Source organism: Paenibacillus sp. FSL R7-0297, assembly GCF_038009025.1.
Classification (GTDB): Bacteria; Bacillota; Bacilli; order Paenibacillales; family Paenibacillaceae; genus Paenibacillus_AQ.
Window position 1 is genome coordinate 1 of record NZ_JBBPAQ010000001.1, and the last position, 12525, is coordinate 12525.

At 51.9% G+C, this 12525-nt stretch carries 11 protein-coding genes; 6 read left to right on the forward strand and 5 right to left on the reverse strand.

The genetic code is table 11. The annotated features are described in order from the left end of the window. Positions 1-224: 224 nt before the first annotated feature. Positions 225-1127, reverse strand: a complete 903-nt coding sequence (locus MKZ24_RS00005) for a DUF6612 family protein (protein WP_340780883.1) — start codon at positions 1125-1127, stop codon at positions 225-227. A gap of 208 nt (positions 1128-1335) precedes the next feature. Here MKZ24_RS00005 and MKZ24_RS00010 point away from each other — a divergent pair, with 208 nt between their 5' ends. Continuing rightward, positions 1336-2793 (forward strand): amidase family protein, encoded by a 1458-nt coding sequence (locus MKZ24_RS00010; RefSeq protein ID WP_042232745.1) that lies wholly within the window; start codon positions 1336-1338, stop codon positions 2791-2793. A 32-nt stretch (positions 2794-2825) separates the two neighbouring features. Here MKZ24_RS00010 and MKZ24_RS00015 read toward each other — a convergent pair whose 3' ends face one another. After that, on the reverse strand, positions 2826-3149 hold the full coding sequence (locus tag MKZ24_RS00015) for a YciI family protein (protein ID WP_052415982.1): 324 nt from the start codon (positions 3147-3149) through the stop codon (positions 2826-2828). 13 nt (positions 3150-3162) lie between these two features. Continuing rightward, positions 3163-3720 (reverse strand): DUF1273 domain-containing protein, encoded by a 558-nt coding sequence (locus tag MKZ24_RS00020; RefSeq protein WP_042232742.1) that lies wholly within the window; start codon positions 3718-3720, stop codon positions 3163-3165. Between the two features lie 397 nt (positions 3721-4117). Here MKZ24_RS00020 and MKZ24_RS00025 point away from each other — a divergent pair, with 397 nt between their 5' ends. Genes MKZ24_RS00025 through MKZ24_RS00035 form a run of 3 tightly spaced genes read left to right on the forward strand, consistent with a single transcriptional unit; the run spans position 4118 to position 8098 of the window. After that, complete coding sequence (locus MKZ24_RS00025) at positions 4118-5782, forward strand: spore germination protein (RefSeq protein WP_042232740.1); 1665 nt, start codon at positions 4118-4120, stop codon at positions 5780-5782. A 29-nt stretch (positions 5783-5811) separates the two neighbouring features. Beyond that, entirely contained in the window at positions 5812-6915 is a 1104-nt protein-coding gene (locus MKZ24_RS00030) for a GerAB/ArcD/ProY family transporter (RefSeq protein WP_340780884.1), read from the forward strand. A gap of 19 nt (positions 6916-6934) precedes the next feature. Continuing rightward, positions 6935-8098: a Ger(x)C family spore germination protein gene (locus MKZ24_RS00035; protein ID WP_340780885.1), complete on the forward strand. Its 1164-nt coding sequence runs from the start codon at positions 6935-6937 to the stop codon at positions 8096-8098. A gap of 78 nt (positions 8099-8176) precedes the next feature. Here the strand turns inward: MKZ24_RS00035 and MKZ24_RS00040 are convergent, their stop codons facing one another. Then, positions 8177-10207, reverse strand: coding sequence for a beta-galactosidase (locus tag MKZ24_RS00040; RefSeq protein WP_340780886.1), 2031 nt, complete (start codon positions 10205-10207; stop codon positions 8177-8179). Positions 10208-10325: 118 nt separating this feature from the next. On the opposite strand from MKZ24_RS00040, the gene MKZ24_RS00045 reads away from it, so the two are divergent. Next, positions 10326-11162, forward strand: a complete 837-nt coding sequence (locus MKZ24_RS00045) for an AraC family transcriptional regulator (RefSeq protein ID WP_042232732.1) — start codon at positions 10326-10328, stop codon at positions 11160-11162. Between the two features lie 54 nt (positions 11163-11216). Here MKZ24_RS00045 and MKZ24_RS00050 read toward each other — a convergent pair whose 3' ends face one another. Further along, positions 11217-12131 carry a LysR family transcriptional regulator gene (locus MKZ24_RS00050; protein ID WP_042232730.1) on the reverse strand — a complete coding sequence of 305 codons (915 nt, stop codon included), beginning with the start codon at positions 12129-12131 and terminating at the stop codon, positions 11217-11219. Between the two features lie 152 nt (positions 12132-12283). Between MKZ24_RS00050 and MKZ24_RS00055 the strand changes: the two genes are divergently transcribed. Then, positions 12284-12517 (forward strand): hypothetical protein, encoded by a 234-nt coding sequence (locus MKZ24_RS00055; RefSeq protein ID WP_340780887.1) that lies wholly within the window; start codon positions 12284-12286, stop codon positions 12515-12517. The last annotated feature ends 8 nt before the right edge of the window (positions 12518-12525 follow it).

Consider the following 12525-nt stretch of genomic DNA (forward strand, 5'->3'; position numbering starts at 1 on the left):
AGATTTGGGGCCGAGTCTAACTATTCAGCAAACTGAATTATGAAATTGACTCTTTCATACAACAATTAAGCCCATTAATATGGCTGTCCTTCTTTTCGTCTAAGTAAGCATCAAGTCCGCGGCGTTTCAATAGCTCATCAGCCTGTAATCAGCATTGCCCTGACCAAACAGGAGGACCCGGTCTACGGGTCCTCCTGTTTGGCATGCTCTTTAGTTGGGGCCGGTTACTGGGTTGCCGGCATTTGAACCTCTTGCGCCTCCAGAGCTTCCTGCGGAACCTTGATCTCCGTGATTTTGTTATGATCGCTAATGGTCGCCTTCATCTTCATATCCATCGAGACGGTCTGTTCACCGCTGCTCATATCCATGACCAGATTAACATCCGATGAAGTCGGGAAATAAGTCTTCTTGTCCACGGTGTAAGCGATGTTCATGCTCTTGATATTCATCTGCTCCATCATCGCAGTCATCTGGCTGTCTACACTTCCGCTCTGGTTCAAATAGCTCTTCGCCAGATTCTTCACTTCTTCGCCCGATACTTCTGCTGTTATCAGATAATTGTCACCTTCCTCGGTGATTTTCGTCTGGTCAGCAATTTGGTTGAACTGCTCCAGCTGCTTCTCAGGATTTGCAGACTGCTGCATAGTAGCGGTCAACTGCTCAGTCATCGCAGCCGGCATTTTAACCCACTGCCCGTTCGTCAGCGAGAAGAAACCGTCTGCGGTTACGTACTGCTCCATCTTCTGTTCTCCCTGGCCTGCCAGAGTCATAACGATCTCCTGATGCATTTCCAGCGGATCTTTAGTGTATTCAGCGTTCACTGCCATCTCAATGGCCTGTTCCTGATTGGTTTCGCCCTGCTTCATCACCATATTCTGCTGAATTTGCGAGTTCATGGCGAAGCTCTTCAATTCCGATTGTGCAGCAGCCGTCTTCTGCAGCAGTTCCTCCAGAGCCGGAACGCCGGCGGTTGTCTGTTCGGCTGGGGCTGTAGTGGCGGCAGTACCGGCAGCTGCTGCCGGGGCTTCAGAAGCATCAGCAGCCGGCTGAGCCGTATCATTGTTGCCGCATGCGGTTAAGGCAGCAGACAGAATAACCCCCATGAATAATGCAGTCCATTTTCTCAAGTTGTAATCCTCCTAATCGTTATTGGCAAGATGTGTTAGTGCATGTCAACTATTAACCACGGGAGATACGCCTCTAACATTTCTTTAAGAACTAACATGAACTGTAAGAGTAACCCGGACAGCAAAAACAACACTATGAAGACAGGGAAAACTATGGTTAGATGAAGGAGAAAACCTAAAACCTAGAGGGAAAGAAGCGTGAACCCGCATGAGTTTTGAAATCGTAGAGGCTACCCTACCGGAGATTCAGGCCGCTCTGGATTCCGGAGAAATCACTTCCAGACAATTAGTCCTTATGTATCTTGAACGCATTGCAGATCATGACAAAAACGGCCTGACGATCAATTCCGTGCTGGAGATTAATCCGGATGCGCTGTTCATCGCTGAATCCCTGGACGTGGAACGACAGCTTCAGGGGCCCCGGGGACCGCTGCACGGTATACCGGTATTGCTGAAGGACAATATCAACACAGGGGATAAAATGCATACCAGTGCGGGTTCGCTGGCTTTGGCGGATTCTTTTGCCCAGGAGGATGCCTTCATTGTTACCAGGCTGCGCGAAGCCGGGGCGATTATTATGGGCAAGGCCAATATGACGGAATTCGCCAATTTCATGACGAACGGCATGCCCTCAGGCTTCAGCTCCCGGGGCGGTCAGGTGCTTAACCCTTACAATATCTCCACGCCGACAGGCGGCTCCAGCGCCGGATCTGCAGTGGCGGTTGCCTGCAATTTCTGCTCCGTGTCCGTAGGAACGGAAACCTCGGGCTCGATCCTCAATCCCGGCAACCTTGGATCGGTCATCGGCATTAAGCCTACTGTGGGAATGATCAGCCGCTCTGGCATTCTTCCGCTCTCCAATACGCAGGATACCGCCGGACCTATGGCGAGAACCGTCCGCGATGCTGTACTTCTGCTGAATGCCCTGCTTGGACAGGACAACAGTGATGCCTCAATGGGTACGAATACAGGCAGACTGCACGCGGATTACACGGTCTTCCTTGATGCAGACGGCCTGAAGGGTGCGCGCATCGGGATTCCGCGGGATTATTATTTCGAGGAGCTTACAGACGAACAGCTCGCGCTGTTCAATGCCTCAGTGGACAGAATGCGCGAGCTCGGGGCGACCATTATTGATCCGGCAGAGATTACAACTGCACGGGAGATCAGCTATTCCTCTGTGGTGCTGAATGAGTTCAAAACCTCACTTAACGCCTATTTGGCAAAACTGGGCCCGGGTGCTCCCATGCGAACCCTGAAGGATATCATTGATTTCAATCATGCCCATCCGGTAGAAACACTGAAGTTCGGGCAAGCCACCCTGCTGGATGCCGAATATACCACCTCCGGCACCCTCACCGAGCCGCAGTATCTGCGCGACCGTGCGACGGATCTGCGGCTCTGCAAGGAAATGGGTATCGATGCCACTATGCGGGAGCATCAGCTGGATGCCCTCTTATTCCCGGCTGACTTCGGCGCACGAATCACGTCAAGAGCCGGTTACCCGTCCATTGTAGTACCGTCCGGCTACACATCGGCCGGCGCCCCTTTTGGCGTAACCTTCTCGGCACGGGCCTATGAAGAGCCGGTGCTCATCCGTCTGGCTTATGCCTACGAGCAGAATTACAAGGTCCGTAAGGCGCCTTCACTGCAGAGCTTCATCTAAATTCCTTCATAGTCCCTGCAAGCTGTAAGCCGCTAATCGGTGGCTATGCCCATGTGCCTGTTGCCTTCATGGGACAGGCCCCAGGTGCGTAGTTCATAGCTGCGGATACCCGACGTTACGTACGGGTCCTGCTCGGCGATGTCTGCCGCTGCTTCGCGTGAAGCTGCGCGGATAATGACCATCCCGCCGGGACTGTCACTGAAGGGACCGCACAGCACCAGCTGTCCACTGCGCTCCAGCTCCTGCAGATGTCTGACATGCGCCCGGATGATATCCATATCTCTGCGGTCCTGTGCAGTCGGGCTCAGCAGAATAACATAACAGACATCCTCGGTAAATGCGGTTTCCTGGTTCATGACTCTCTCCTCCTCATTCGTAATCGCGCTGGCTCTCTTCGTCCGCAATGTTCTGAATCTCCTCTGCATGCATCAGATAGAGTTCATAATCACCTTCAGCGTGCAGCTTCATTGCCCGTTCCTTGGTGAATTTCGCACTGCCTTCCGCAGCATCCTCATCGTAGAACAGCAGAATCCCGTCGCTTTTGCGGAACAGCAGATCGTCTCTCGCCCTGAACTGCCAGCTACCGTCATAGGGTGCATTACTCACAGCTCCGTAGTAGTCTGCTCCGGCAATAATACGGCGGTATTCATTCTGCTTCTCTTCCTTCCACTTCTCTTCCGGCGCAGCATGGGCTGTAATGATCCCCAGCTTCAGTCCGGGGTATTGCCGTTTCAGCTCAAGCACCACCTCGCAAGCCCATAGATCGACGCCGTATTGGCCGGGAGTAATAACCCACTCCACCCCCTCCTCTATCAGCGGAGCGAGCCGGTTGGCGAGCGCTTTTTTGATATAAGGAATACCCTGATGTTTACTGTCGTAAATCCCGAGCTCATGCGCACGGTAGCCTGTTACCAGTAAGGTTTTCATGTGCAGCCTCTTTCCTGAACGCTTCATTCCTGTTCCCTGTCAAATCCACTCTATTATGCATTATATAACATTTCACCAAGCGAAACTTACGGGAAAGCTCTGCCTAACTTTAAGCTTGCTTTCAGGTTGGCCGGCAGCCCATACCCAGAGCAGTCCGGCAGCCATCTCCAGATTCATACGGACTGTATGGCGTCCGTTACCTGGCGGAGAGGCGGCGCCCGTCATTCCATTAAATTCTTATCTGTATAAGACCTATAAATAAAAACCGGATGCGTATCCACAAGAGTGCATCCGGTTTTTATTTTATATTTTTTAGAGAAAATGACTAAATCTAAGCAATCTTTGGAAAACTTCATTAACACGGATTCTTAATTTCTGCGGCTGGGGGTTGATCAGATTGCTTGCTACCATTGTATCCTATATACCCGACTGGGCAATCTTTGGTCAAGCGGGTGTTGCACTGCTCGTTCCGCTTGTCCTCGGATACTTGTACAAAGCTTTGTACCTGCTCGTAGGGAGCGGACGGGGACAGACTGGCTACGGCACCAAGACCGTTCCCCGGTCACAAGCACTGTCTGCAGCCGGGGCAAAAGCCGGCACACCGTCTGCAATCCCCTTCAGCGGCAACTACACTACCGACCTGCTCGCGGTGAAGAATGCTATCGGTGCCAACAGCGACCTGCATATCCGGGAATTTATGATTGCGAATGGCGGAGGCCGGGGAGCGCTGATCTACGTAGACGGCATGCAGAATGACAGGATTCTTAATATGCGGATTATGCAGTTTCTGATGTACGAGATACCCCGCGGACCGGTGTCCTCTGCAGAGCTTGCCAACCAGCTGCTGCCCTTCAGCCAGTTAAATGAAGCAGACAGTGTACGGAGCTTCAATAAATCCGTCCTCTTCGGCCACAGTGCCCTGCTGATTGAAGGACTGCCCTGCGGGCTCCTTATTGAGCTTCCCGGAGGAGCTAACCGTGCAATTGCAGAGCCAGTCTCCGAGGCCCTGCTGAGAGGCCCCCGGCTGGGCTTCTCCGAGGTGTTAAGCGAGAATACCTCCATGCTCCGTCGTCAGGGATTCAGTGAGCAGCTCGAGATGAAGACGTACCGGATAGGCAATACCATTCAGAGGGATATCGTTCTGGCCTACATGAAGGATATCGTCAATCCAGAGCTGCTGGAGGAGGTTAAGAACCGTATCCACAAAATAGATATCGATTTCCTGGCCGAATCCGGCTATATCGAGCAGCTGATTGAAGACAACTACCTTAGTCCCTTCCAGCAAGCCCAAAATACAGAACGGCCGGACAGGGTCATTAGCGCGTTGCTCGAAGGACGGATCGGCATCCTCCTTGACGGAACACCCTTTGCTCTGATCGTGCCGGTGACCTTCAGTATGCTGCTGCAATCACCGGAGGATTATTATGAGCGCTGGCTTCCCGGCACCAGTCTGCGGCTGCTGCGTTTTGCCGCTGCATTCCTGGCACTGCTGGCTCCTTCCCTGTACATCTCGTTCATCTCCTTTCATCCGGGACTGATTCCCACAGAGCTGGCGATCTCCATCATCAAGACCAGGCAAGGTGTCCCCTTTCCTTCCCTGATCGAAGTACTGATTCTGGAGGTTGCTATCGAGATTCTGCGGGAAGCCGGCATCCGCCTACCGAAGCCGATTGGTCCAGCCATGGGTATCGTTGGCGGCTTGATCATCGGCGATGCCGCAGTACAGGCAGGCATAGTCAGCCCATTTCTGGTCATCGTTGTTGCCGTGACTGCCATTTCATCTTTCGCTATTCCAATGTACAGTGCGGGAATCACACTGCGGCTGCTGCGCTTCGTCGGTATGATGTTCGCGGCAATGCTCGGGATGTACGGGACCATCCTGTTCTTTCTGCTGATCTGCAGCCATCTCACTAAGCTCAAAAGCTTCGGCGTACCGTATCTCACACCAGTATCCCCTTACCGGCTGAGCGACTGGAAGGACCTGTTCCTGCGTGCCCCGCTGGCTCTGATGAAACGCAGACCTGTGATGATGAAAACCCGGCAGAATAAACGAAAGTCATAACTGCGCCTACACGGAAGGAGGATTGCCTAATGTTCATACGCACCGATGATAAAATCACGTCTACACAAGCGGCCGTTTTCTTGAGCAACACTTTGCTGGGTGCAGGTATTCTTACACTGCCACGCAGCGTAAGCGAAAGTGTCAAGACCCCGGACTCCTGGCTGTCCGTCCTGCTCGGCGGAGCCATCGTAATGCTGGTAGTACTCCTGATGGTGAAGATCAGTCAGCAATTCCCGGGCAAAACGGTGTTCCAATATGCCGGACAAGTTTCAGGCCGGGTGATCGGCGGAGCCTTATGCCTGCTGCTGATCCTCTATTTCATCATTATTGCCGGCTTTGAAATCCGTACAGTTGCTGAAGTGACTATGTTCTTCCTGCTGGAAGGCACCCCGATCTGGGCAATTCTTCTTCCGATAATCTGGCTCAGTACATACCTGGTGTACGGGGGCATCAATTCCATTGCCCGCGTCTTTCAGATTGTGTTTCCAATCAGCCTTATGACTCTGTTCATTTCCTATGCACTCAGCTTCCGGATGTTTGATATCAATAATCTGCGCCCTGTGCTCGGCAATGGACTGGCCCCTGTGTTCAGCGGCCTGAAATCTACTGTGCTTATATTCACCGGCTGTGAGGTTACGCTGACACTCGTAGCGTTCATGCAGAACCCAAAGCAGGCAGTCAAAGCGATGCTTGGAGGCCTTTCAGTCCTGCTCGTTATCTATTTGCTGACCGTGGTCATGGTTATTGGCGGTATCTCTGTGGATTCCGCCGTTACCAGCACCTGGCCTACAATTGATCTGATGCGCAGCTTCGAAGTTTCGGGCTTCATCTTCGAACGCATGGAATTTCCGTTCATGGTCATCTGGCTGATGCAGATGTTCTGCAATTTCAGCAGCTTCTTTTTCCAGGCCACACTCGGCATTTCGCAGATCTTCCGGCTTAAATTCCACTCCATTCTTTATGCTTTGATTCCGGTTATCTTCATTTCGGCAATGCTGCCTAAAACGTTATCAGATCTGTTCGCAGTCGGGGATGCTATCGGGAAGATGGGAACCGTCCTGTTTCTGCTGGTGCCCGTACTGCTCTCAGTTATCTGGCTCATCCGTGTGAAAGGGTTGAAACAACATGTATAGAAGAAGGCTTATCCTCTTAATGTGCAGCCTAATCCTTCTGGCTACACAGACCTCCTGCTGGAGCAGTAAGGAGATTGAAGATCTGGCGTTATACACCGGCATGGCCCTGGATATAGGTGAACTCACCGATACAGAAAAGGTACTTCAAGAGCAGGGTGCAACTTATTACAAACAGAACAGGCTTACGGCCACAGTGCAGGTTGTTCCAGTTAATTCTGTAGGAGGTAAGGAGCAACAGGGCAACAATACTGATTCTCAATATTTTAACTTAGCGGGAACCGGAGATTCTGTTCTGGAGATCTTCCGCCAGTTCTCTATTCGCCGGGACCATCCGATTATAGGGCATCACCTCAAGGTTATTGTGCTATCGACCGAGCTGCTCAAGCAGCAGAATATGAATCAATTAATGGACTTCCTGCTTCGCGACAATGATATCCGCCCCAGTACGATGGTGTTCTTAAGTCAAGGCCGTGCAGCGGAGACCCTTGCCTCCATGCAAAAAAATGAGATTCCTTCATTTCACATCAGAGGTATGATCCGTAACCAGATCCGGACAAGCAAGGTGCTGAGCCCGGTTATTTTAACCAAACTGGATGCCCTGATGCACTCCAAACGAAGTTATGCGCTGCAGAATCTGGTGAAGGCGAATGACGAACTTGAGTTCTCCGGTGCGGGCATTATTAAAGGGGATAGCGGACACTGGGTAGGAGCGCTGAATCAGGAGGATACCGAATGTCTCTCCTGGCTGACCAATGAGGGTGACAGCGGCACGATCAAAACCTACGATTGGAACAAAGAACCAATGACTTACGAATTAAAAGCAATGAAAAGTAAGATTAATACCAAAAAAGACGGTGACGCCCTGGCCTTCGAGGTTAAAATCACTACGGAAGGAAGGCTGATTGAAACGTGGGATGTAGAGAAATCCCCCTCGGACTTACAGCATTCAAAAAAAGCAGAAGAGCTGTTTAAAAAGCGGCTGGAGCAGATGATGCAGTCGCTGATTCAGAAGCTGCAGTCCGAATATAAGACCGATGTCGCCGGTTTCGGCACCAGACTCAGTATCCAGGAACCAGCGATGTGGAACAAGGTGAAGGATCACTGGGATGATGTATTCAGCCGGACGCCTATCCATATCACCGTTGAGCTGAAATTTACGGACTTCGGCTCCTTAACCCAATAAAAAGAACACAAAAGCCGCCGCCCTGTAATTACGGGCGGCGGCTTTTCATAACCAGGTATTATATTTACTGTTTACTGTTTATTGTTTATCCGACAAAATTAGCACTCCGCGGCCTGGCACTACAGTGGAACCGCTGCATTTCTTGCCTGATAGCAGGTCTGTCCGTTCATCAGTGCCGATATCTGCACTAAGCTCCTCTGCGGAATGGTTGAGCAGGAACAGGTAGGATACGCCATCCTTCACACGCTGAACGGACTCGATGCCTTCCGGTGCACTTACCAGTGGAGCAATACCGTTCTCTGCGCTTACCGTAGCCAGGAATGCGCGCAGGAACGCACCATCGGGACTGGTGGCTACATAATAGGCTTTGCCTTCGCCAAAGCGGTTAACGGTCAGAGCGGGCATCCCCTGATAGAAGTCAGTGCCGTACTGGGCAAGCACCTCCGCACCTTCGGAATGAATCAGATCGCAGAGCAGACCGCAGGAATAGGAACGGTTAAGCTGACCCCATTCCTGATTCATCACGATTTCATTGCGCATATCCGGCAGCAGGGCATCAATCTCTTCAGCCCAGATTCCCAGAACCTTGCGCAGCTCTCCAGGGTAGCCTCCAACGGTAACCAGATCGTTCTCGTTAACGATACCGCTGAAATAGGTTGTAATGAACGTTCCGCCCGCTTGAACGAAAGCTTCAACCTTCGCCGCAAATCCTGGCTTGATCATATACAGGACCGGTGCAATTACAACCTTGTACTTCGTTAGGTCCTCTTCTACGCCAATCAGATCCGCTTCTATATTCTGCTGATACAGCGCATCATAATATTTGTGAACCTCGTTCACATAATCTAGCGCCACCGACGGGCCGCTAGAGAGATCAAGCGCCCAGCGGTTCTCCCAGTCATAGATAATACCGATCTGTGCTGCACTGCGTGCATCCAACAGCTCATCGCCCAGCTGTTCCAGCTCCCGTCCAAGCTCAGCACATTCACGGAATACCCGGGTATGCTCATGTCCCACATGCTCAATGACCGCACCATGATACTTCTCGCACGCACCGATAGACCGGCGCAGCTGGAAGAACAGCACCGTGTCCGCGCCGCGCGCCACCGCCTGATAGCTCCACAGGCGCATCACGCCCGGACGTTTCAGCGAGTTGTACGGCATCCAGTTCTGCTGGCTTGGCGTCTGCTCCATCAGCATGAACGGCTGGCCGTTCTTCAGGCCGCGCATGAGGTCATGCGTCATCGCTGTATGGCTGACCGGTGTATCCAGAGCCGGATAATTGTCCCAGGAGATAACGTCTATATATTTAGCCCATTCGAAGTAGTCAAGCTCCGGGTAGAAGCCCATCATGTTGGTCGTAATGGGAATATTGGTACTATGCTCCTTGATGGCATTGTACTCAAGCTTATAGCATTCCAGCAGGCTGTACGACATGAATCTCCGGTAGTCCAGCGATATCCCCTGGAAGTTGGTCCGGTTGCCGTTCCACTCTTCGCTGAGCTCGTTCGGCACCACGATTTCCTCCCAGTCATAGAAGGTATGACCCCAGAAGCGGGTATTCCAAGCTTTGTTCAGTCCGTCAAGCGTTCCGTAACGTTCCTTCAGCCAGTTGCGGAAGGCAACTTCAGACTGCTCGGAGTAATCATATCCGCCATATTCATTGGAGATATGCCATGCCACCAGTCCCGGATGATCCTTGTAGCGCTCTGCCAGCTTGCCGGCCAGAAGTGTCGAATATTTGCGGTATACCGCACTGTTCGGATTGGAGTTGTGCCGTCCGCCAAATTTACGCTTCCTGCCCTGGACATCGACCCGGGTAACCTCAGGATAACGGTGAGCCATCCAGGCCGGATGCGCTCCGGTTCCGGTAGCCAGACATACATAAGTTCCATTCTTATATAGACGGTCAATCAATTCATCCAGACCGCTGAAATCGTACGTCTCTTCGGACGGCTGAAGCGCTGCCCAGTTGAACACATTAATGGTAGCGACATCGATTCCTGCCAGCTTGAACATCCGTTCATCCTCTGCCCATACCGGGGCATCCCATTGCTCCGGGTTATAATCTCCACCGTACCAAATCTTAGATAATTTCTCGTTGATCACACTTTGCACATCCTTTATAATATAAGTATATTCTTATTCTAATCACTATCGGTTCCGCTTTATATATAAAATAAACGAACTCATATATAATAATATGGAACTACAGGAGTTGACAATTATGTCTGAGAGTGCCGTGCGAAGAATCGTGTTTGCCCAGGAGAGCGGGCAGCAGCTTCCGATTACCCTCGACAGTATGGGCTATAACCCGAATCAGGAAAAAGTAACCCGTCCTCAAGGCTATCATACTTACCATTGGCTGCAGACGGAGAACGGTGAGGGCATCATCCATATCGATAATAAAAGAATCACACTCACTGAAGGCAGCGGCATTCTGCTTATGCCCGGTGTTCCACACGGCTATGAATCCCTCTCTTCCGAAGTATGGTGCACCTATTATCTCACCTTCGGCGGGACTTCAGCCCGGCATATTCTGGATTCACTCGCGATGAATACCAATCTTCTCTACCGCTGGGAGAATGAATCTCCGCTCCGCTATATGCTGAAGGAGATGCTTGACCGCCATGATGCTTCCGGAGACATGTTCAACCTGGGTGAATCTACGGACGCCTACCGGTTCCTGCTAACGCTGAACAAATATGGGCAGCTGCATAATAATACGGCAATCTCCCGCAATGTGGATAAGCTGCAGCCGCTGCTGAAATGGATGGACGGCCATTACGGAGACCCGGATGTCGGACTCTATGATCTCGCGGCACATCTTGATGTATCCGGGCGATATCTGAACAGCCTGTTTCTGCAGACCTTCGGACTCTCCCCTTATGCCTATTTCGTCCGGCTGCGTATCCGCAAGAGCAAGGAACTGCTTGTGACCCAGCCCCACCTTACGGTAAAATCCATCTCCCAGCGCGTCGGCTTCCGCGACGTCAGCCATTTCGTCGCCACCTTCCGCAAGCAGTCGGCGATTACGCCGGAGCAGTTCAGGAAGCTGCATTAAACAGCGGCACCCCAGCTAAGCCAGCTGGGGTGCCGCTGTTTGATTTTATAACTGTTAATTCACAGCACTGCCGCTGTCCTCCGTCCTATCTGCCCCGCTCACCGCTTCAGGCAGCCCTGCCTTAAGCTCTTCTATAAACTCCCGGAAAGCGCTCGTCATATAGAGGTCACGCCGCCGGATGAACACCGTCGGAACCTCTGCATACTTCTCCGGAAACGGATAAATGCGGATGCCTTCCGTTACATTCATCCTGGTGAAATAGGATAGAGGTAAGACCGCATAGCCAATTCCCGCCTTCACGCAGCCGAGGAGTCCTTCCATCGTCCCGAACTCCATCACCTTCCCAAGCCGGCAGCCTACTTCCGCGAGCCATTGCTCCAGCTTCATCCTGTACAAGCATTCCGCATTCAGGATCAGCAGCGTCTTGTCATGAATGGACCGGATGCCCTGATACTCCATCGTATCCGGAATCACAAGGCCGATCCGTTCATGGATGAGCAGCTCCTGGACAATCTCCGGATGCTCCACCGGTCCGTCCAGAAAGGCTCCGTGCACGGTATGCTGCAGGACAGAATCAATTAGCTCCTTCGCCCGCCCGACCTGCAGATGAACTTCAACATCAGGGTAACAGACCCGGTAAGTGGACAGGATGGCAGGCAGCCGGACGGCAGCCGTCGTATCCGAGCCGACCGTAATCGAGCCTTTGGGAACCGGCGAATCCAGAACCGCCTGCTTGGCTTCGTCCAGCAGCTTAAGAATCCTGACCGTATATTCCATGAACGTCTGTCCCGCTGAGGTCAGCGTGATCCCCCGGCTATGCCGGTAAAAGAGCGGAGTCTTCAGCTCCTGCTCCAATTGCTGAATTCTGGTTGTCACATTCGACTGCACATAGTTCAGGCTTTGGGCTGCTTTAGAGATACTACCTTCTTCAGCAACCGCCAGAAATACTTTAAGAAGACCCATATCCATACCGCATCTCTCCCTCGGATCACCCATCAGCTGCAGTGATGGCCACCATCATTTCCCTTCATTATACATGATCCGCTGCGCAGATTATGATGGAAATATAAAAGAAGCATGCTGCCTCAGCCGAATGGCACACACGAATAGGAGCGATAACCATGGGAAACAAACAATGGAATTTCAAGGTCCCCGGTAACCCTGAGGGTAAAGAATTAGCTATAACTTCGGATCAAATCACAACGGTCTATGACCTGCTGGACATGCTACGGCAAGAAGAGCTTCAAACCCCGCAGAAGGACCATCCTGCAGGATTGAACCCTCCACAACATAGAGCCGTGGTCATTCCCTTCCTCTCGCGCATGCTGGATAAGAGACGTCATCCTTCCGCCTGAGGTTCAGC